This window comes from uncultured Thiodictyon sp. (assembly GCA_903837595.1).
Taxonomy (GTDB): domain Bacteria; phylum Pseudomonadota; class Gammaproteobacteria; order Chromatiales; family Chromatiaceae; genus Thiodictyon.
In genome coordinates, this window is the sequence record CAILVI010000375.1 from 12171 (window position 1) to 31776 (window position 19606).

Consider the following 19606-nt stretch of genomic DNA (forward strand, 5'->3'; position numbering starts at 1 on the left):
GCGCTCCCAGGCCATTGAGGAACGCCCAGGCCATCGCCTGAACCCGTGGGTCGTCATCGATCGGGACGCGACGATAGCCAGCTAACGTTTGCATGGATGTCCTCCTCGTCCAGCAGCACGCTCAAGCGCCGCGATACAGTTGCGACGAGTTATCGTTGATGGCGCGCCCGATCAGGTCGGCGAACATCAGCTCTTCGATACTGTTGCGGGCGGTGGCCTGGAGGGGCTCGAAGCGCTTATTGAGGCTGCGTGCGCCCTTCACGCACTGGATACCGATGGTTGCCGCCGACGCGGTCTGGGTCTGCGAAGCAATACGCGCGCTACGGCAGTGGATCGGGAAGCTATACATGGTCTGAGACTCCTGACACTGTGTTGGGTTACTCTGGTCGCTCGATCGCGACCTTGGGCACAGCATGCAGGAGGGCGGTTAGACAGGACCTGAGCGGGCCTGTCAGCAAATGCTCAGAATTGGTTTTGTCGCCGGACAGGAGGGGGCGGCGACGACGGGTATGATTGGCGGACCCGGTCAGGCGCACCGCCGCGGGGCTCGCCCGTCCCTGAGGCGTTCCGGGGCGGTCGCCTGGCTCCCAGTGTGCCTGCGCCCCACCCACAAAAAACCCGTCCATGGCCCTGAAGAAGTCCGAACTCCACTTCTCCCTCTGGTCCAGCTGCGATGAGCTGCGCGGCGGCATGGATACCAGCCAGTACAAGGACTAGTCGTCATCGACAAGAAGGACGCTGCGGCGCGCAAGGGGATTTTCATGATCGACGCCAGCGGCGGTTTCATGAAGGACGGCCCCAATAACCGGCTGCGCGCCCAGGGCATCCACAAGATCGTGGACTGCTTCACCCGCCGGCTCGAAGTCCCCCGTTACGCGCGCCTGGTCGGCATCGAAGAGATCGAACGCAACGACTTCAACCTCAACCTGCCGCGCTACATCGACAGCCAGCAGCCGGAGGACCTCCAGGACATCGCCGGCCACCTGCAAGGCGACATCCGCGCCGCCGATGTCGATGCGCTGGCCCCCTGTTGGGCGGCCTGCCCGCAGCTGCGGTAGGCCCTGTTCAGTCCCAACCGCCCCGGTTATCTGGACCTCGGCGTGGCAAAACCGGCCATCAAGACCGCCATCTATGAGCACCCCGAGTTCGCCGCCTTCATCAGTGGGATGCAGACCCATTTCGTTGCCTGGCAGGCGCAGAGTGCCGCCGCACTTAAGGCACTCGCGGCCGGCTGCCACCCGAAAGCGGTCATCGTCTGGGGCTCTCCGAGGGCTTGCTGGCACACTACAAGGACAAGCCGCTCATCGACCCCTACCACATCTACCAGTACCTACAGGACTATTGGGCCGAGACCCTGCAGGACGACCTCTATCTGATCGCCGCCGACGGCTGGAAGGCCGAGACCTATCGCGTTATCGAGACCGACAAGAAGGGCAAGCGCAAGGACAAGGACAAGGGCTGGACCTGCGACCTGATCCCCAAGGCCCTGATCGTCGCCGGCTACTGACCCAGCGGGTCAAGGAACTGGCCGAGCGCTACGAGACGCCGATGCCGCGGCTGACCGGGCGGGTTTCGGAGCTGGAGGGCAAGGTAAATCGGCATCTGGAGCGGATGGGGTTCGCCTTATGACCATGGCAACAGCGATCGGGCATCGCGGCCCCATGCGCCTGAAAGGCTATGACTATGCTCAGGCCGGGGCCTATTTCGTTACCATCTGCGTGCAAGATCGCCTCTGCCTGTTTGGCGAGGTGGTCGATGGTCTGTTGGTGTCGAATCGATATAGCGCACTGGTTGCGCGGGCCTGGAGCGATCTGCCCAACCATTATCCGCACGTCAGTCTCGACCAATTCGTCGTCATGCCCAATCATGTCCATGGGATTATCGTCCTGGCCGACATCGGGGCGGATTTCAAACCCGCCGTACGGGCGGGTTTGAAACCCGCCCCTACGAAACGTTATGCCTTGCCCGAGATCGTCCGGGCATTCAAGACCTTCTCTGCCCGCCGGATCAACGAGATCCGCCAAACGCCGGGTACCTCGGTCTGGCAACGCAACTATTATGAACACATCATCCGCAGTGAGGCGGATTACACCCGTATCGCCGAATATGTCATCGACAACCCGCGCCGCTGGTCCGAAGACAGCCTCCACCCTGACAATGCGCCGGTTGTCGATACCGCCATCGTCGCCGCGGGCTTCACACCCGATCACTGCCATCGCGGCGCCGATGTGGTGGCGGGTCTGAAACCCCATGACCACGGCGATGCCGGCGTAGGGGCGGGTTTGAAACCCGCCCCTACGGACGCCCGGGGGTTGCGATGAGTGAGATCCCAGTAGGGTACAAGAAGGCCGAGGTTGGGGTAATTCCAGCGGATTGGGAGATTGAACCATTTGAAAACCTGGCGAAAATTGAACGTGGCAAGTTCACTGCTCGTCCACGCAATGATCCAAAATATTACGGGGGAGACATTCCGTTTATCCAAACCGGCGATGTCACAAACGCGGAGGGACGGATCACAACCTACTCTCAGACACTAAATTCGGAGGGCCTCAAGGTGAGTAAGCTGTTCCCGCGGGGGACGCTGTTTTTCACCATTGCCGCCAATATTGGCGACGTTGGCTTTGCGGATTTCGACACCGCTTGTCCTGACAGCCTTGTTGCTATCACCCCGACCAAGTCGGTCGATGCGATATGGCTCTCATATGAGCGAGCTAAACGGAAAACAGCGTTTGAGGGCATTGCAACGCATAACGCACAGCTCAACATCAACCTTGAGAAGTTGCGCCCCCATTTGCTTCCTTGCCCTCCCTTATCCGAGCAGCGCGCCATCGCCAAGGGGCTGAGTGAAGCGGATGCCTTCATCGAATCATTGGCCCAGCTCCTTGCCAAGAAGCGCCAGCTCAAGCAAGGCACGATGCAGGAATTGCTCACCGGCAAGAAGCGCCTAATAGCGTTTGCAGATAGCTCCGGCTACAAACGGACCGAAGTGAGGGTGATCCCGGAAAGCTGGGAGGTAAAGTCGCTGAAGCAAGCAGCCGAAGTTAGGTCTGGTGTTGCTAAGAATTCCAATAGAAAGCTCACCAATTCAATTTTCGTTTACTACCTTCGCGTCGCCAATGTTCAGGATGGTTATCTGGACCTCTCAGAAATGAGCAAGCTCGAAGTGAGTCGCAGCGATTTCAAGCGCTACGAGGTCCTTTCCTCTCGTTCCCACGCGCCGCGTGGGAATGCAGTTGCACCGCGCCGCGGTGCGGGCCGGGCGCGGCGCGCCCGGGCTGGTTCCCACGCGGCGCGTGGGAATCAGCGCTCACTCAGTCAGCCAGTGCGATGTGACGGAACTTGCTGGTCTTCTTGCGTAGCATGCGTTCGAGCTGCGCAATGCTCTGGCCGGTCTCAATGGCGGTCGAGCTGGCCACGGCGCGGATGATCGCCTTCCGGCTGGGTGGCTTCTGCGTGGGTTTTGTTTCCATGGGGCTTTTCGCCGGCTGATGCGCTTTAGTAGCACTATAACGTCTCCAAGGCTGAGCATCTTCACCAGGAGTCATTGTGATGTCGACTGTCGGCCAACCCGAACGCGCCACCCAGGACCGCGTCATCGCCCTGTTCCGCGACGAGCTGGGCTATCGCTACCTGGGCGACTGGACCGACCGCGTCGGTAACAGCAATATCGACGAGGGCCTGGTCTCGGCCTGGCTGAACAAGAGCGGCTATACGCCGGCGCGGATCGCGGTGGCGCTGCACAAGCTGTGGACCGAGGCGGGCAACCACAACCGCACCCTCTACGGTAACAACCAGGCGGTCTACAAGTTGCTGCGCTATAGCGTGCCGGTGAAGATTGAGGCGGGCAAGGTCACCGAGACCGTCCACCTCATCGATTGGAAACGGCCCGAGCAAAACGACTTCGCTATCGCCGAGGAGGTGACGCTCAAGGGCAACTACGAGCGGCGGCCGGACGCCGTGATCTATGTGAACGGCATCGCCATCGGCACCCTGGAGCTGAAGAACAGTCGCGTGTCGATTGGTGACAGTATCCGCCAGAGCCTCTCGAACCAGCGGCCGGAGTTCAATGCCTGGTTCTACAGCACAGTGCAGTTCGTCTTCGCCGGTAACGATTCAGAGGGGCTGAAATACGATACCACGGAGACGCCGGAGAAATACTTTCCCAAGTGGACGGAGGACGAGGCGGACGACAACCGCTTCAAACTCGACAAGTATCTGCTCAAGATTTGCGATAAGCGCCGCTTGATCGAGCTGAGGCACGACTTTGTGCTGTTCGATGGCGGGGCATCAAGATCGGGGTTACGGCGGCCCAGCGGCATGTGCTCCTGAGGCAGGGCGGCATCATCTGGCACACCCAGGGTAGCGGCAAGAGTATCGTCATGGTACTGCTCGCCCGCTGGTTTCTGGAGAACCATCCCAACGCCCGGGTGGTCATCATCACGGACCGCGACGAACTGGACGCGCAGATCGAGGGCGTCTTCACCGAGGCCGGTGAGGCGATCTACCGCACCAGCAGCGGGCGCGACCTGATGCACCAGCTCGGTCAGGCCGCGCCGCGGCTGCTGTGCTCGCTGGTGCACAAGTTCGGCCGCCGCGATGTCGACGACTTCGAAGCCTTCATCACGGACCTGGAGGCCCAGCCGAGCCAAACGGTGGGCGAGGTCTTTGTGTTCGTGGACGAGTGCCACCGCACTCAGAGTGGCAAGCTCAAGGCGGTTGACGCCAAGCCGGGCATGACCAAGACCGAGACCTATGAGGCGCAGGCCAAGGTGCTGTTCACCAGGGAGCCGGCCAACATGAAGCTGCTGGTGGTGGTGGACAAGCTGCTCACCGGCTTCGACGCACCGCCCTGCACCTGGCTCTATATCGACAAGTCCATGCAGGACCACGGCCTGTTCCAGGCCATCTGCCGCACCAACCGGCTGTACGGCGATGACAAGGACTTCGGCTATATCGTCGACTATAAGGGCCTCTTCAAGAAGGTGGAGAATGCCATCGCGGTCTATACTGCCGAGTTGGACCATAGCGCCGGTGGGGCAGACCCTGAGGTGCTGTTAAAGGATCGACTCAAGAAGGGCAGGGAACGCCTGGATGACGCGCTGGAGGCCCTGGTGCTGCTGTGCGAGCCGGTGGAGCTGCCCAAGTGTGGGCTGGAGCATATCCATTATTTCTGCGCCAACACCGAGGCGGCGTCCGATCTACAGGAGCGCGAGCCGCAGCGGACCGCGCTCTATAAGATCGAGGCCGATGAGCCCCGCACCATCTGGCCCTTCGACAACCTGGGTCTCTTGGAATTGATCGTGAAGACCGGCATCGCCGATGCCATCGCCGCGCAGCTCGGCTGCCTGAACGGCAACAAGCACGCGGTCGCGGCGACCATCGAGAACAACGTCCGCCGCAAGATCATCAAGGAGCAGCTGACCGATCCGGCCTTCTACGCCAAGATGTCTGCGCAGTTGCAGGAGATTATCGAGCTGCGCAAGGCGCGGGCCATCGAGTATGAGCAGTACCTTCAGCGTATCGCCGAACTGGCGAAGCGGGTGGCCGCCGGGCAACCACCGGACACGCCCGCGGCGCTGGATACGCCCGGTAGGCGCGCCGTTTACAAGAACCTGAAGCCATGCGGTCCAGGGCCGATTGCCGATCCGGCCGTGGCTGAAGACCCCGAGGCGTATGTCGCATCCGGTGGTGCAGCCCTGGCGTTTTCGCTCAAGAGCGATCAGGTGGTGAGGGCAGTCCGCCCCGATGGTTGGCGGGGGGCCAGGCGCGTGAACTGGTGATCAAGCAGGCGCTCTATGGCGTGTTGCAGGATATAGCGGAGGTCGAGCGCCTGTTTCTGATCATCAAGGCGCAGACCGACTACTGATGGCCGCCGCGTTTTACCTTGGCGACATTGCGGTGGATGTCGTCTTCAAGGACATCAAGAATATTCATCTCAGCGTCTATCCGCCGGATGGCCGGATGGCCGGGTGCGGATCGCGGCCCCGTCGCGCATGAACCTGGACAGCCTGCGCGTCTACGCCGTCTCCAGGCTGGCCTGGACCAAGCAGCAACAGCGCAAGCTGCGCGAGCAGGTGCGGGAAACGCCCCGCGAACTGTTGGACCGTGAGAGTCACTACCTCTGGGGTCGGCGCTATCTGTTGCAGGTGATCGAGGCAGACGCCGCCGCGTCCGTGCAGATCAAGCACCGCACACTGATCCTGAGGGTCCGGCCGGGGACCACGCAGGAGAAACGGCAGGACATCCTGGCCTCATGGTACCGGCAGCAGCTCAAGTAGGCCGCCTTCGGGTTGCTCGCACAGTGGGAAGGCGTCCTCGGGGTACGGGTGGAGCGGGTCTTTGTCCAGCGCATGAAGACCCGGTGGGGCGGCTGCAACCCCGCGTCCCGGACGATCCGCCTCGACACCGAGTTGGCTAAGAAGCCGGTGCGGTGCCTTGAGTACATCATCGTCCACGAACTGGCACACCTGCTGGAGTGACATCACAACGCCCGGTTCATCGCACTGCTGGATGCGAACATGCGGCAGTGGCAGCAGTATCGGAGCATTCTCAATGGCCTGCCGCTGGGGCACGAGGAGTGGCTGTACTGAGGGGCGACGCGGTGGGGCACCGATGCCGCCTCCGTCGCAGCCCTGGGTACAGGGTCTCCGCGAACCTGCCGGGTTGAGAGTCCGTTGAACAGTGACGCACTTGGCCTCCCCACCCCTTCGGATTTGAACCCTTCACGACGCTTGAACCAGGACACTTGACAGTTTATGCTCCTCGCGCTACTGCTCGTGGCCGAGTTGCCGCGCAGGGCGTCTGGGTCCCGGCAGCCGGCCGCAATGATGGAAGCGATCGGCAAATGCCGGATTGCGGCACTCAATAATTCGCGTATCGCAACCGGTAGTTCGGGTTCGCAGCAGTGCTGCGGCGCATTGGCGATACGGCGATTGCACAGCCCGCGGAACAATCGGTATGTCCTAATGCGAAATCAACGCGAATCCGCCGTCGTTCCCTATCCACTGGGCGTGGGGCAGCAGGGATTCACGCTCCTGGAATTAATGATCGTCGTGGCGATCGTCGGCATTCTGTCCACGCTGGGTATGCCTGCGTATAAGAACTATACCATCCGTGCCAGACTGTCCGAGGCCATCATTTTTGCGGACGCCTGCAAGCGATCGGTTTATCTGGCTTATACTGACACGGGGCAATTGCCGGGCACTCTCGCCGCCTCCGGCTGCTTCATTTCAGACCCCAGTCAGCCCACCGTAACAACCGTAAAGACACCGAATGTCGTCAGCGGTTTGGATGTGACTGCGGGCGGCGTTATCAAGGTGAGTATCTATGGGACGCGAACCGGGCTTGGTGGCGCCTGCGATCTGTATCTCACGCCGACGCCTAATACCAACGCGACGCAATGGACCGGATCGTCAACCTGCCCACCGCAATATCTGCCGGCCAGTTTCCGTTGAGGTGATTGCCAAGTTCCGCGCTTGGACCAATAGTCAGGCACGCGGCGCCGGATAACGCGACGCGATACTTGAGATTTGTTTTGATGCGGCGCTGGAAGTCGCGGAAACCCAAGGACCTTAAGGGGGAGGGCCTCCGTGCGTGATTGCGCCTTGTATTGGGCGGGTGCCAGGTCAGAATGGGGATCGCGACCGACGTGACGACGCGAAAACGCACTGAGGTAGTCCTGCGCGAGAGTGAGGAGCGCTTCCGGCTGCTGGCCGATCATGCCACCGATGTCATCTCGACCATGACGATCGAAGGCGTCATGACCTATGTGAGTCCATCCGTGGAGAAGCTGCGGGGCTATACCGCGGCCGAGGCTATGACGCACCGGCCTGCCGATATCATCACGCCTGAGTCGCTCGTCATTGCCGTGCAGTATTACCGGCGAGTCCTGGCCAATCGGGACGCCGGGCGGCCAGTGGAGGAGTTCCGCGGTGAGCTTGAGATGTGGTGTAAGGGCGGCGCCACGGTCTGGACCGAGGTCACGGCCACCCCCATTTACGACGCCCATGGCCAGGTGTTTGAAATACTGGAGGTGGCCCGTAACATCGCGGAACGCAAGCGCTATGAGCGCGAGCTTCAGCAGGCCTGCGCGGTCGCCGAGACCGCCAGCCGCGCCAAGAGCGAGTTTCTGGCGCAGATGAGCCACGAGATCCGCACCCCGCTCAACGGTGTGCTCGGCCTGGCCCAGGTGCTGAACCGCGAGCCGCTCACGGCCAACCAGCACGAGCTGGTCGGGCTCATTCAGACCGCCGGCCAGTCGCTGCTCTGCATCATCAACGACATCCTCGACTTCTCCAAGATCGAGGCTGGTCAGTTGCGCGTCGCGCCAGGCCCCTTCGACCTGTTGAGCCTGCTGGACAAGCTCAAGGGTCTGATGGGGCCGGCCGCCCAGGCCAAGGGGCTCGCGCTGGGTCTGGTGGCGCCGCCGCAGCCACTGGGCCTGCTGCTGGGCGATGCGCTGCGCTTGGAGCAGGTCGTGGTCAATCTGCTCGGCAACGCCGTCAAGTTCACCGAACAGGGACAGGTGACCCTGTCGGTACACACGCTGCACAGCGACCCGGCGGCCGTGCGCCTGCGCTTCGCGGTGCGCGACACCGGCATCGGCATCCCGCCGGAGGCGCTCACGCGGCTCTTCACCCCCTTCACCCAGGCCGAGGAGGGCATTGCACGGCGCTTCGGCGGCACCGGGCTTGGGCTCTCCATCGCCAAGCGTCTGGTGGCGCTGATGGGGGGTGAGATCGGCGTGGAGAGCCTCCCTGGCGAGGGCAGTCTCTTCTGGTTCGAGTTGCCGTTTGCGCGGGTGGCCGGGGATGAGGCGGGGTTGTCGGCCGCAACCGCGGGCCCAGTGTTACCACCGTCTGCCGGGCCCCGCCTGAGCGGCACACATTTCCTGGTGGTCGATGACAGCGCTATGAACCGGGATCTCGTCGAGCGGGCGCTGGCGCTGGAAGGCGCGACCGCCACCCTGGCCGCAGACGGTCAGCAGGCCGTGCGGATTCTCAAGACGGGCTGGCGGGAATTCGATGCCGTGCTGATGGACCTGCGGATGCCGATCATGGATGGCCTCATGGCCACCCGCCTGATCCGCGGTGAGCTTGGTTTGACCGAGTTGCCCGTCATCGCGCTCACCGCCACCGTGTTGCCCGCAAGACAGGAGGCGGCGCGTGCCGCCGGCGTGAATGCCATCCTGCCCAAACCATTCGACCTGGAGCAGATGGCGGCGCTGTTGCTGAAATGGGTCAAACCTAGGCCGTCGGCGCCCGCGGCCGTCACTGCCGCGGCGCTTGCTGAGCCAACCCCAGGGGCTGCGCCGGTCACCGGCCAGCACGCGGCTGACACGTTCCCCGACATTGTCGGCATCGATCGGGAGCGGGCCGCCGCGACCCTGAGTCATAATCGGGACTTGTTCCTGCGGTTGCTGGAGCGATTCGCCGACGAATACGCCGATGCCGCGGACCGCACGGCCCGTGATTTGGTCGTGGGCGAGCGGGAGGGTGCCGCTGCGCGGATGCATACCCTGCGGGGTGGGGCGGGCCAGCTCGGGGCGCTCGACCTCATGGCCACGGCCAAGACGCTGGAGGAGGCCATTGACCAGGGCGAGACGGACCTGGCAGGGTGGCTCGCGGTCCTTGGCCGACAGTTGGCGGACCTGATGGTCGCCAGCGCACCCTGGCGGGAGGTCGTAACAGCCGCAACGTCAGCGCTGGTGATCCCACCAGCGCTGGACGCGCGCCACGTTGATGCGCTGCGCGAGGACTTGCGTCGCCACAATTTGAAGGCCCGGTCGCGTTTCGAAGCACTGCGACCGGCGTTGGCGGGCGCTTGGGGCGAGGCCAGAACCGCTGTGCTCGACCGCGCCATCCGCGGCCTGCGATTCGGGGAGGCACTCAGCATCTTGGATGAAGCGGCAGCGGGCGCTGGGCGGCGCGATACCAGCGCGGAGACACGGCGATGATAACCACAGTGAGAATCCTGATCGTCGACGATGATCCTGCGGCCATTGAGGCGCTGGAGCACGCATTGGCGGGTCTCGGGGAGCTGTGTTGCGCCACTGGCGGAGCGCAGGCGCTGGCCCTGATGGCAGATGACCCGGTCGATCTGGTGCTGCTCGACGCCAATATGCCGGATCTGGATGGTTTTGCGACTTGCCACAGCATCAAGCAGGAATATCCCGATATCCCAGTGATCTTCGTCACGGCCTTCGGCGACGAGGTTCATGAGGTCCGGGCACTCAAGGCGGGGGCCGTGGATTTTGTCCACAAGCCCATCAAGCCGCCCGTGGTCCGCGCACGGGTTGGTGTTCATCTGCGACTGAACGCGCTCAACGCTGAGCTGCGCGCCCTGAGCGGTCGTGATGCCCTGACCGGAATCGCCAATCGCCGGGCACTGGATAACCAGCTGGTCCTGGAATGGCGCCGGGCCGCGCGGCAGCGACAGCCGCTCGGTTTGCTGATGATCGACATCGATCACTTCAAGCGCTACAACGACTATTACGGTCATGTCCGGGGCGACGACTGTCTGCGCCAGGTGGCCCAGGTTCTCGCCGCGATGGCCAATCGGGCCGGCGATCTGGTGGCTCGCTATGGGGGCGAGGAGTTCGCGGTGCTGCTGGCGGGCAGTAACCTTGAGGGCGCCGGCACGCTGGCCGGGAAGATTTGTGCCGCCGTGCGGGCGCTGGCCATCCCTCACGTCCACTCCGCCGTCGCCCCTTATGTCACCGTGAGCATCGGCGTTGCCAGTGGCGTCCCGGCGATTGATCCGACGCGCCAGGGTGCCAACGCGACCAGCCAATCTGCTGCCAACGCTGCACCGGTATTGCAGCGTGTCCAGGTCCTGCTTGCGCGGGCCGACCGGGCGCTCTATGCCGCCAAGGCGGCCGGCCGGGATCGGGTCTGTGTCGAGGCGCCTGCGACCGCGGTTGAGTCTTAGAAGATGGACCCTGCGGGGCTAGGATGCCACTCACGGTCGGCAACGCACCGGGCGCCAAGAAGCCCATTGCGGTGCGGACCGTTGATCCTGCGGCCAACCGTGGCGCAACCGTGCCGCTACGGAATGACCGGCAGCGGATTCCAACTGCCCTGTAGAAGAGGTCTATCATGTCAGCACCCGCATTTACGCCCGATCAGGCAAAAGAGTTCCATGAGCAGTTCAAGGTGACCTACTCCGCATTCGTCGGCCTGGCCGCCGTTGCGCACCTGCTGGTCTTCGCCAGCAAGCCCTGGTTCTGATCTCAGCCGCTGGAGGTAACGCAAATGGCCGATAACATCGCAAAGCCGAAAAATCCGGACGACGATTGGAAGTTCTGGCTGGTGGTCGATCCTTCCACCTGGTTGGTTCCGATTCTGCTCGCCGTGCTGCTGATCGCCCTGCTCGTGCACAACTATGCGCTGCACCTGCCCGGTCGCGGCTGGTAATCGGTAATCGCCGATCCCGCCAGGGTCTGACCAGGACCAGTCAGACCCTGGCCTCACCGGCTAAGGTCCGACCGTATACTCCTTCAGCGCCTGATTGTTGTCCTCAACCGACTCAGCGGTGCGGCAGTAGCTATCCACGAAACCACGCAGCGTCTTGGTCCCCGCGGTCGCGGCTCGGAGTCCGGATACGGTCATGGTCTTGGTGGCGCCGGCCGCCAGCGTACCGACGCTGATATTGACGTCGCCATTGGCCGGACAGGTTGGCTGCGTCGGTTGATCGGCCCAGACCTCCAGATAGCCCCCATCGCCGCTGCCTGAGCCCTGATTCTTCACGGTGACTACTGCGCTGAAGGTCCGGTTGGCGATCGGATTGCCAGGCCGCAGGCTGATGTCCGTCACCACGAAGTCGGGTATCTGCCGCGGGAAGACGGCGTAGGTCTTGATTGATTGGTTGTTGGTATCGTCGCTCTCGGCCGCCAGGCAGGCGCTGTCGACGAAGGCGCGCAGGGTCTTGGTGCCGGTCACACCCGCGGGCAGATTGCTCAACATGACGGTGCGGCTGGCGCCCGCCGCGAGGCTCGTCAGGGGCGCTGACTTGTCCCCTACGGCGGCGCAGTCCGCGGCCGCGCTCCGGTCGCTCCAGACTTGGAGGGTTCCTGGTACCCCGGCCTCCGTGCCCTGGTTTTTCACCGTGATCGCGGCGTTGAAGGTACCGTTGGCGAGCGGGCCACTCGGCGTGAGGACGATGCCCGTCACCACGAAGTCCGGGGCCGAGACCGCGTAGGCGAGGGTTGACTGGTTGTTGGTCTCGTCGGTCTCCACGCTCTGACAGGCACTGTCGACGAAGGCGCGCAGCGTCTTGGACCCGGTGGTGCCGGCCGGCAGGCCGCTGAGCTTGACCGTGTGGCTGGCGCCCGCGGCGAGGCTCGGCAGCGTCGCGGATTGGTCGGGCGCGGCGGCGCAGTCCGGCACCTCGGGCTGATCGGCCCACACGCCAAGCGTCCCCGGCTCCCCGGCCGCGGTGCCCTGATTGAACACCGTGACCGCCGCCTCGAAGGTCCCGTTCGGGGCTGGGGCGGCCGGTGTCAGGACGATGCTGGTGACCACGAAGTCGGGGGCCGGGACTGTATAGGCCTGGGTCGATTGGTTGTTGGCGTCATCGGTCTCGGCGCTCTGACAGGCGCTGTCGACGAAGGCGCGCAGGGTCTTGGACCCGATGGGACCGGCGGGCAGGCCGGTGACCGTCACCGTTTCGCTGGCACCCTGTGCGAGCGGCGTCAGGGTGGCGGATTGGTCACCCACGGCGGCGCAGTCCTGGACCGCGCTCTGATCGGCCCAGACCTGGAGCGTTCCCGGCGCCCCGTCCGCCGCGCCCTGATTCATCACTGTGATGGCCGCGTCGAAGGTCCTGTCGGGGATCGGACTGGCTGGTGTCAGGACCATCCCAGTGACCACGAAGTCCGGTTTGGTTGGCCCAAACCCAGGTATACGCTGCGGTTTTGAGCGATTGGTCTTGGTGCCGTCTCCCAGTTGGCCAGCCGCGTTCTGTCCCCAGGCCCAGAGGCTGCCGTCGGTCTTGCGCGCCAGTGAGTGCTCATGCCCGGCAGCGACAGCCGCGACCTCGCTCAGGACCTGGACCGGACGCGGGCGATCGGTGGTGGTGCCGTCGCCGAGTTGGCCGGACCCGTTAGCCCCCCAGGCCCAAAGCGTCCCGTCGGTCTTGATGGCCAGGCTGTGATGATCGCCGGCCGCGATCGTTGCGACCCCGGTCATGACCTCAATCGGACTGAGTTGGGTGGTGGCCATGTTACCGTCGCCGAGCTGGCCGTACCAATTCCCCCCCCAGGCCCAGAGGCTGCCGTCGGTCTTGATGGCGAGGATGTGCCCAGCGCCGACCGCCAGTGCCGTGGCTCCGGTCAGGATCTGGATGGGAGTCAGGCGTTCGATCCAGGTGCCGTCGCCGAGCTGGCCGGAGGAGTTACGTCCCCAGCCCCACAGGCTGCCGTCGGGTTTGATCACCAGGGTGTCGTTGGCAGCGGCATAAATCCTTTGAGTATCGGTCGTGCCGGCGCTCGCGACCGGTGTCACCGACTGCGCCATGCCCTGGTTCAGCCACAGGCCCAGCGTCAGCCCGAAACAGCAACCGATCACCCTGGTGTGCCGGTTCGACGGCCGGCAGCGGCGTGCAACAGATCGGATAACCATGACTCTTTCCCCTGGCTGCTCTGCGCTTTTTCAGTGGATCGGTGCGCTCGATCGGGGCGGACCCGTGGCGAACAGCCGGTGCATCATAGAAGGCGATCACGTGCGCCGACAAGCCCTCAGGTGCGTCCTGGGGGTGGGTTTCGCGGCGCCCAGGTCGAGCAATCCCGGCGCGGGGCCGCGGGCCATCCCCCGCGATGCGCGGGACCGCGTGGTGCAAGGCTGGTAGGCTATCATGTACGCTCTTCTCGACGTTGCGACCCTACCGAGAATTGGACAGCCATGAGCACTAAAGACCACCTGATCATTTTCGACACCACGCTGCGCGACGGCGAGCAGTCCCCCGGGGCATCCATGACCCGGGACGAGAAGGTGCGTATCGCCAAGGCCCTGGAGAAGCTCAAGGTCGACGTGATCGAGGCCGGGTTCCCCATCGCCAGCCCCGGGGATTTCGAGGGCGTCAAGGCGGTGGCTGCCGTCATCAAAGACTGCCGGGTCTGCGGCCTTGCCCGTGCGCTCGATAAGGACATCGACCGCGCCGGTGAGGCCCTTGCCGGGGCCGTCGCCGGGCGTATCCATACCTTCATCGCCACCTCTCCCATCCATATGGAGAAGAAGCTCGGCATGACCCCGGACCAGGTCCTGGAGCAGGCGGTCCATGCGGTCAAGCGCGCGCGGCGCTTTACTGACGACGTCGAGTTCTCCCCGGAGGACGCCGGGCGTTCTGAGATCGACTTCCTGTGCCGCATCCTGGAGGCGGTGATCGCGGCCGGTGCCCGCACCGTGAACATCCCGGACACCGTGGGTTACAACATTCCGGATCAGTTCGGCAGCCTGATCCGCACCCTGAGGGAGCGGGTGGTCAATGCGGACCAGGCCATCTTCTCGGTCCACTGCCACAACGACCTGGGGCTCGCCACCGCCAACTCGCTGGCGGCCGTGCGCAACGGGGCGCGCCAGGTGGAGTGCACCATCAATGGTCTGGGCGAGCGCGCCGGCAACGCGGCCCTGGAGGAGGTCGTCATGGCGGTGCGTACCCGCCAGGACCTTTTCGACTGCAACGTGCGCCTCGACACCACCCAGATCGTCCCCTGTTCGCGCCTCGTCTCCAGTATCACCGGGTTTCCGGTCCAGCCCAACAAGGCGGTGGTCGGTGCCAATGCCTTTGCCCACGAGGCCGGTATCCACCAGGACGGGGTGCTCAAGAACCGCGAGACCTACGAGATCATGCGCGCGCAGGAGGTCGGCTGGAACGCCAACCGCATGGTCCTGGGCAAACACTCAGGCCGCAACGCGCTGCGCAGCCGGCTGCTGGAGTTGGGGGTGGTCTTGAGTTCGGAGGAGGAACTCAATGCCGCCTTCTCTCGCTTCAAGGACCTGGCGGACAAGAAGCACGACATTTACGACGAGGACCTCCAGGCCCTGGTCAGCGATGCCAACCTGGACGCTGCCAAGGAGCGGGTCAAGCTGGTCTCGCTGCGGGTCTGCTCCGAGACCGGAGAGGTCCCGAATGCGGCCGTCGTCCTGCAGTTCGATGGCGAGGAGCGCACCGGCACGGCCACTGGCGGCGGGCCGGTGGATGCCACCTTCAAGGCCATCGAGTCGATCGTTAACAGCGGCACCGTGCTCAAGCTCTACTCGGTCAATGCCATCACCAGCGGCACCGACGCCCAGGGCGAGGTCACGGTCCGGCTGGAGAAGGGGGGGCGCATTGTCAACGGTCAGGGGGCGGACACCGACATCGTCATCGCCTCCGCCAAGGCCTACATCAATGCCTGCAACAAGATCCTGCATGCCGTCGAGCGTGCCCATCCCCAGATCGGGGACGTCTGAGCCCCATGGCCGGGAGCGACCAGACAGTGGACGAGTCACGGCGGCGGGCCTATTTGCAGGCCATGGGCATCGAGGCGTGGGTCCCGCGAGCGGGCGTGTCGCCGCCCGTGGCGGCGCCGTCCTCCGGTCCGCACCGCGCTGCGCCGCCGGTCGTCGACCTGATTGAACCGACGCCGCCCCGCGTGGCGGCAGCGCCACTGGTGACGCCGCCACCTGAGGTGCCGCCGACGCCGGCGCAGGATCGGCAGCCCCCGCCCGAGCCGGGCAGCACCTGGGAGCCGGTATGGGAATCGGCCTGGGAGCCCGTTTGGGAGCCGCCCCCGGGACTTGCGACACCCCCTGCGACGGCGTCCAGCACGGTGCCGGCCAAGCATGCCGTGCCAGCCGACGTGGCCGATCCTGCGCCCCTGCTCGAGGACCCGGGAGCGCTGACTTGGGACGCCCTGGCCACTGCGGTTGCCGGCTGCCGCGCCTGTGCGCTCTGTGAGACCCGCACCCAAACCGTTTTTGGCGTCGGTGATCGGCAGGCGCGCCTGCTGGTGATCGGTGAGGCCCCGGGGGCGGATGAGGACCGGGAGGGCCAGCCCTTCGTGGGCCGGGCCGGTCGGCTCCTCACCCAGATGTTGGCCGCCATCGGTTTAGCCCGCGATCAGGTCTATATTGCCAATATCCTCAAGTGTCGCCCGCCCAACAATCGCAACCCGCACCCGGGGGAGGTCCAGCACTGTCACGGCTACCTGGCACGACAGGTTGAATTGATCCAGCCCCGGGCGATCCTGGCCGTGGGTGCGGTCGCGGCCCAGAACCTGCTCGGCACCGACACCCCTGTGGGTCGCTTGCGCGGCCACTGGTTCGACTATGGCCCCGCGGCCATCGCGCTGCGCGTCACCTACCATCCGGCCTACCTGTTGCGCTCCCCGGACCAAAAGGCCAAGGCCTGGGAGGACTTGATCGAGGTCGCCCGGCGGCTGCGGGCTGCCAGCTAGTCAGTCAGGGTTTGGCGCTTGACAGGTGTGCGGTCGGTCAGTGGGAAAATCGGTCTTGCATATTTTAGAGACTGCTTATATGCTGATCTCCGTGAGCGAGGCGCTGGGCGCCCCGCTGGTTGTAACGAATGCAATCCACTGGAGACCAATAATGAAGAAGCTTGCTGCTGCCGTCGCCGTTGCCGCCCTGCTGGGCGTGTCCGCCTCCGCATCCGCCTGGAGTCCGTGGGGTGGCGGTCCCTGGGGCGGTGGTCCCTGGGGCGGCCCCGGTTACGGGAACGGTTGGGGCAACAACAACGGCTGGGGCAACAACGGTTGGGGTGATGGCTCTGGCGATATGTTCGGTGACGGCGACTTCAGCATGAGCATGGGCGGCGGCGGTCGCGGGTACGGTCGTGGGCGTGGCGATGGGTATGGCTATGGCCGCGGCTATGGTGATGGCTACGGCTACAATGCCCCTTACTACGGCGGCTATGGTCCCTACGGCGCCCCCTATGGCGGCGGTTATGCCCCCTACGGCTACGGCGCCCCTTATGCTGCTCCTTACCCGGCGCCGATGGCCCCGCCGCCCGCCCCCGCGGCCCCGGCCAAGGCCGACGCCAAGTAAGTTCGCGCGGGCGACCGCGGGCGCGCCCCGATGGCGCGCCAGACCAAGGCCAGGCATCCCCTGGCCTTTTTTATGCGAGCCCACCTGCCCCCCAACAGCGTGTTCTCGTAGGAGCGGCTCCCGGCCGCGACGGTTACTCCATATCCTGGAGTCACTCACGCCAAGGCGCCAAGCTCGCCAAGGCTTGTCAGTCACTGATCGGCGTCGGGTGCTTCACCTGCGCGGGTGATCACTCGGCGCTTGGGGGCAACTGTCTGGTTGGCCAGCCCCGCTGGTTGACCGTGTAGGGTAGTCTCAAACGGTGCCACTCGACTTGCCCCATGAGTTGGTATTTCTTGGCGAGCTTGGCGCCTTGGCGTGATCAATTGCCGGCTTCCAGCCCTCGCCGCTGCCGACACTCCATCCTTCCCAGGGAGGGAGCAAGAAATCCAGGACAAAAAAAACGGGGCCTACTGGCCCCGTTTTTCATGCATCCCTGCGCGCGCCCGAAGGCGCGCTCCTATCTCATCAGAAGCTGTGGGTCATGCCGACCGAGAAGCCGTTCCAGTTCCCGTTCCCGCCGCCAACCCCACTGACCTTGTCGGTGGTCTGGGTGAAGAGGGCATAGGCCGCGGTACGCTTGCTGAAGTTGTAGTCATACCCAACCGAAAACACTTCCTTGCGCTTTTGGTCCATCAGCGGGGCGCCGCTGCCGGCCAGGTACTGCCCGACGACGCCCGCCTGGCAGGTGAAGCGGAAGCCAACCAGGTTCGGATCGGCGCACCGGCTCAGGTCCGCGCGGCCCCATGCAACCTTGACCGTGTTGCTGCCGAAGGCATAGGCGCCCTGGAACTGCAGGAAGTTGCCGTTCGACTTCACCGGGGCGCCATTGATGTTGTTGCGCTGCTCGTAGATACCGGTCAGGGTGAACCCGTTCCAGTCCAGCAGGCCTAAGCCAATGCGCACCTTGGTGTCGTCCTTGGCCGTCTTGTTCTGGAAGGTGAACTGGTAGTACGGGTTGTCAGCCGCGAAGTTTGATTTCCCCAAGGCCTCGTAGGCCACAGACCCGTAGAAGGGGCCGTTCTTGTAGGTGGCGGCCATTGAGTAGGCACCGGCGAAATTGGATGCCTTGTTGTCGGGCAGCCCGTTGAGCAGAATCGGGGTGGAGGCATTCTGCGGGACGGCGGCCATCGCCAACTGGAACCCGCTGAAGTTCGGGCTGATGAAGGCGATTGTGTTGTCCGCGCGGATGTCCTGGAAGCCGACCGTGCTGTTGTAGTCCGCCAGGGTATCGGCGAACAGGTCCAGGCGGGCCGTGGAGAGCTTCAGCGGGGTGTCATAACGACCCAGCATGACGGTACCCCAGTCACCCGTCAAACCGACGAAGGTGTTGCGGAAGGAGAAGCCGGAGGGGGACACGCTGGTGCCGACGCCGGCCGTGCCGCCACGGTTGCCAGTGGTCAGCGAGTAGTCGCGGTTGGCGTTGCTGATGTCCACGCCGATTTCGATCTGGTAGATCGCCTTCAGGCCGTTGCCCAAGTCCTCGGAGCCCTTGACGCCGACGCGGGAGGCGGGGCCGTTGATGGGATTGGAGGTATCCAAGCCCCAGCCATTGTACTTCTGGCCGGCCCGGATGCTGGCGAGGGACGAGGCGCGCAGTGCCGCCGCGGCATATCCGCCCTTGCCGTTGGCGCCGACCAGCGCCAGGATCTGGGCATTGGCCTGTGCCGTTTGCACCGCGTTGATCGAGTTGGCCTTGATGGCATTCTGGAGGTTCGCCACCTGGCCCTGCGTGTAGGTGTTCAGCGCAATGGCGCCGCCATAAATGTTGCCGAAGCCGCCGGCCTGGACGGCCGCCCACCCGGTATTCTCCGCCGCGGTCACGTTCGCCAGTTGCTGCGAGGTGAGATTAATGACCTCTTGGCCAGCGCCCCACTGCGTACCGGTATTCGGGTTGCCATACTGCGCTGCCCCGGCGGCCGCCACGGTGGCGGCGTTAGCCGCGGTCGCACCGGCCCGGATCTGGGAGTTATAGATGCTGGCATAGGTGTTGTTATACTGCGTGCTCAGCGTCGTGACCGCCGCCGCCGATACCACGCGACTCTGCGTCAGGCCTTGCGTACCGATGCCCCCGGGAAGGAACACGCCGCCATTGACGATCGGCAGCCCACCGAGTTGAGTCTGGAGGGCGACTTGCTGGGCTGCCTGCGCCACGGCGTTAGGCGCCGTATTCTGCCCGCCGGTGCCGTAGAAGAAGCTGGCCGCATTGAACAGCGGGCTGACCGTGTTGCCAGGACGGAAATAGGTGGCGTTCTGGCTGACGTTGATGTAGTCGAGCGAGACGTTGACCTTACCGTACAGGATGGCTTCGGCAGACGCGGTGTAGGCCGGGACGGCCAGGGCGGTGGCGACCGCCAGGGTAAGAAGCTTTTTGTTCATCATGATCTCCGCTGTTGTGGATTCAGCAACAAGGACTGCATAAACCTAACGCAATCGCGCTTAGCAGGGCGAACTATAGACGACGCCGGGGAGGTTTGCAACAGTGTCGAGAAAAAAAAGAGACACCAAGAGCGACTGTTGCGTTT

Annotated in this window: 18 protein-coding genes and 1 pseudogene; 16 read left to right on the forward strand and 3 right to left on the reverse strand. The window is 64.2% G+C overall.

What is annotated here, in order from left to right:
- Nucleotides 1–121: 121 nt before the first annotated feature.
- Nucleotides 122–349, reverse strand: coding sequence for a hypothetical protein (locus QZY44_RS21920; RefSeq protein WP_295452292.1), 228 nt, complete (start codon nt 347–349; stop codon nt 122–124).
- Between the two features lie 412 nt (nt 350–761).
- Between QZY44_RS21920 and QZY44_RS21925 the strand changes: the two genes are divergently transcribed.
- The 13 genes and pseudogenes from QZY44_RS21925 (at nt 762) to pufA (ending at nt 11414) form a co-directional block, all read left to right on the forward strand.
- Nucleotides 762–1058, forward strand: a complete 297-nt coding sequence (locus QZY44_RS21925; protein ID WP_295452296.1) for an N-6 DNA methylase — start codon at nt 762–764, stop codon at nt 1056–1058.
- A 215-nt stretch (nt 1059–1273) separates the two neighbouring features.
- A complete protein-coding gene (locus tag QZY44_RS21930; RefSeq protein WP_295452301.1) occupies nt 1274–1507 on the forward strand; it encodes a hypothetical protein in 234 nt (77 codons plus the stop codon).
- Nucleotides 1508–1625: 118 nt separating this feature from the next.
- Complete coding sequence (locus QZY44_RS21935; protein WP_295452303.1) at nt 1626–2321, forward strand: transposase; 696 nt, start codon at nt 1626–1628, stop codon at nt 2319–2321.
- The gene (locus QZY44_RS21940) at nt 2318–3427 is read left to right on the forward strand and encodes a restriction endonuclease subunit S (protein WP_295452306.1); all 1110 of its coding nucleotides are present in this window, start codon (nt 2318–2320) and stop codon (nt 3425–3427) included. Before QZY44_RS21935 ends, QZY44_RS21940 begins: the two co-directional genes overlap by 4 nt.
- Before the next feature lie 122 nt (nt 3428–3549).
- A complete protein-coding gene (locus tag QZY44_RS21945; RefSeq protein WP_295452311.1) occupies nt 3550–4329 on the forward strand; it encodes a type I restriction endonuclease in 780 nt (259 codons plus the stop codon).
- Nucleotides 4320–5780, forward strand: coding sequence for a DEAD/DEAH box helicase family protein (locus QZY44_RS21950; protein WP_295452321.1), 1461 nt, complete (start codon nt 4320–4322; stop codon nt 5778–5780). The genes QZY44_RS21945 and QZY44_RS21950 overlap by 10 nt, the downstream gene beginning before the upstream one ends.
- An 85-nt stretch (nt 5781–5865) precedes the next feature.
- Complete coding sequence (locus QZY44_RS21955) at nt 5866–5997, forward strand: hypothetical protein (protein WP_295452324.1); 132 nt, start codon at nt 5866–5868, stop codon at nt 5995–5997.
- Nucleotides 5994–6479: pseudogene (locus QZY44_RS21960) on the forward strand (YgjP-like metallopeptidase domain-containing protein). Before QZY44_RS21955 ends, QZY44_RS21960 begins: the two are co-directional and overlap by 4 nt.
- A 345-nt stretch (nt 6480–6824) precedes the next feature.
- Entirely contained in the window at nt 6825–7454 is a 630-nt protein-coding gene (locus QZY44_RS21965; protein WP_295452327.1) for a prepilin-type N-terminal cleavage/methylation domain-containing protein, read from the forward strand.
- A 194-nt stretch (nt 7455–7648) separates the two neighbouring features.
- Entirely contained in the window at nt 7649–9955 is a 2307-nt protein-coding gene (locus tag QZY44_RS21970) for an ATP-binding protein (protein ID WP_295452331.1), read from the forward strand.
- On the forward strand, nt 9952–10929 hold the full coding sequence (locus QZY44_RS21975) for a diguanylate cyclase (protein ID WP_295452336.1): 978 nt from the start codon (nt 9952–9954) through the stop codon (nt 10927–10929). Before QZY44_RS21970 ends, QZY44_RS21975 begins: the two co-directional genes overlap by 4 nt.
- Nucleotides 10930–11096: 167 nt before the next feature.
- Nucleotides 11097–11228 carry a light-harvesting protein gene (locus tag QZY44_RS21980; protein WP_295446895.1) on the forward strand — a complete coding sequence of 44 codons (132 nt, stop codon included), beginning with the start codon at nt 11097–11099 and terminating at the stop codon, nt 11226–11228.
- 24 nt (nt 11229–11252) lie between these two features.
- Complete coding sequence (gene pufA, locus QZY44_RS21985) at nt 11253–11414, forward strand: light-harvesting antenna LH1, alpha subunit (protein ID WP_295452341.1); 162 nt, start codon at nt 11253–11255, stop codon at nt 11412–11414.
- 60 nt (nt 11415–11474) lie between these two features.
- Here pufA and QZY44_RS21990 read toward each other — a convergent pair whose 3' ends face one another.
- On the reverse strand, nt 11475–13619 hold the full coding sequence (locus tag QZY44_RS21990) for a CARDB domain-containing protein (RefSeq protein WP_295452349.1): 2145 nt from the start codon (nt 13617–13619) through the stop codon (nt 11475–11477).
- Between the two features lie 279 nt (nt 13620–13898).
- Between QZY44_RS21990 and QZY44_RS21995 the strand changes: the two genes are divergently transcribed.
- The 3 genes from QZY44_RS21995 to QZY44_RS22005 all read left to right on the forward strand — a co-directional run bounded on the left by QZY44_RS21995 (nt 13899) and on the right by QZY44_RS22005 (nt 17042).
- Entirely contained in the window at nt 13899–15449 is a 1551-nt protein-coding gene (locus tag QZY44_RS21995; protein ID WP_295452356.1) for a 2-isopropylmalate synthase, read from the forward strand.
- A 5-nt stretch (nt 15450–15454) separates the two neighbouring features.
- Entirely contained in the window at nt 15455–16435 is a 981-nt protein-coding gene (locus QZY44_RS22000) for a uracil-DNA glycosylase family protein (RefSeq protein WP_295452363.1), read from the forward strand.
- Nucleotides 16436–16586: 151 nt separating this feature from the next.
- Nucleotides 16587–17042 (forward strand): sulfur globule family protein, encoded by a 456-nt coding sequence (locus QZY44_RS22005; RefSeq protein ID WP_295452368.1) that lies wholly within the window; start codon nt 16587–16589, stop codon nt 17040–17042.
- 507 nt (nt 17043–17549) lie between these two features.
- On the opposite strand, the gene QZY44_RS22010 is transcribed toward QZY44_RS22005, so the two are convergent.
- On the reverse strand, nt 17550–19460 hold the full coding sequence (locus QZY44_RS22010) for a porin (protein WP_295452372.1): 1911 nt from the start codon (nt 19458–19460) through the stop codon (nt 17550–17552).
- Nucleotides 19461–19606: the final 146 nt, after the last annotated feature.

Excerpts from the sequence above, each read along its gene's own strand:
- QZY44_RS21920 (WP_295452292.1), bottom strand. The coding sequence starts at position 349 with ATGTATAGCTTCCCGATCCACTGCCGTAGCGCGCGTATTGCTTCGCAG.
- QZY44_RS21925 (WP_295452296.1), top strand. The coding sequence starts at position 762 with ATGATCGACGCCAGCGGCGGTTTCATGAAGGACGGCCCCAATAACCGG.
- QZY44_RS21935 (WP_295452303.1), top strand. The coding sequence starts at position 1,626 with ATGACCATGGCAACAGCGATCGGGCATCGCGGCCCCATGCGCCTGAAA.
- QZY44_RS21940 (WP_295452306.1), top strand. The coding sequence starts at position 2,318 with ATGAGTGAGATCCCAGTAGGGTACAAGAAGGCCGAGGTTGGGGTAATT.
- QZY44_RS21945 (WP_295452311.1), top strand. The coding sequence starts at position 3,550 with ATGTCGACTGTCGGCCAACCCGAACGCGCCACCCAGGACCGCGTCATC.
- QZY44_RS21955 (WP_295452324.1), top strand. The coding sequence starts at position 5,866 with ATGGCCGCCGCGTTTTACCTTGGCGACATTGCGGTGGATGTCGTCTTC.
- QZY44_RS21965 (WP_295452327.1), top strand. The coding sequence starts at position 6,825 with ATGATGGAAGCGATCGGCAAATGCCGGATTGCGGCACTCAATAATTCG.
- QZY44_RS21975 (WP_295452336.1), top strand. The coding sequence starts at position 9,952 with ATGATAACCACAGTGAGAATCCTGATCGTCGACGATGATCCTGCGGCC.
- QZY44_RS21980 (WP_295446895.1), top strand. The coding sequence starts at position 11,097 with ATGTCAGCACCCGCATTTACGCCCGATCAGGCAAAAGAGTTCCATGAG.
- pufA (WP_295452341.1), top strand. The coding sequence starts at position 11,253 with ATGGCCGATAACATCGCAAAGCCGAAAAATCCGGACGACGATTGGAAG.
- QZY44_RS21990 (WP_295452349.1), bottom strand. The coding sequence starts at position 13,619 with ATGGTTATCCGATCTGTTGCACGCCGCTGCCGGCCGTCGAACCGGCAC.
- QZY44_RS21995 (WP_295452356.1), top strand. The coding sequence starts at position 13,899 with ATGAGCACTAAAGACCACCTGATCATTTTCGACACCACGCTGCGCGAC.
- QZY44_RS22000 (WP_295452363.1), top strand. The coding sequence starts at position 15,455 with ATGGCCGGGAGCGACCAGACAGTGGACGAGTCACGGCGGCGGGCCTAT.
- QZY44_RS22005 (WP_295452368.1), top strand. The coding sequence starts at position 16,587 with ATGAAGAAGCTTGCTGCTGCCGTCGCCGTTGCCGCCCTGCTGGGCGTG.
- QZY44_RS22010 (WP_295452372.1), bottom strand. The coding sequence starts at position 19,460 with ATGAACAAAAAGCTTCTTACCCTGGCGGTCGCCACCGCCCTGGCCGTC.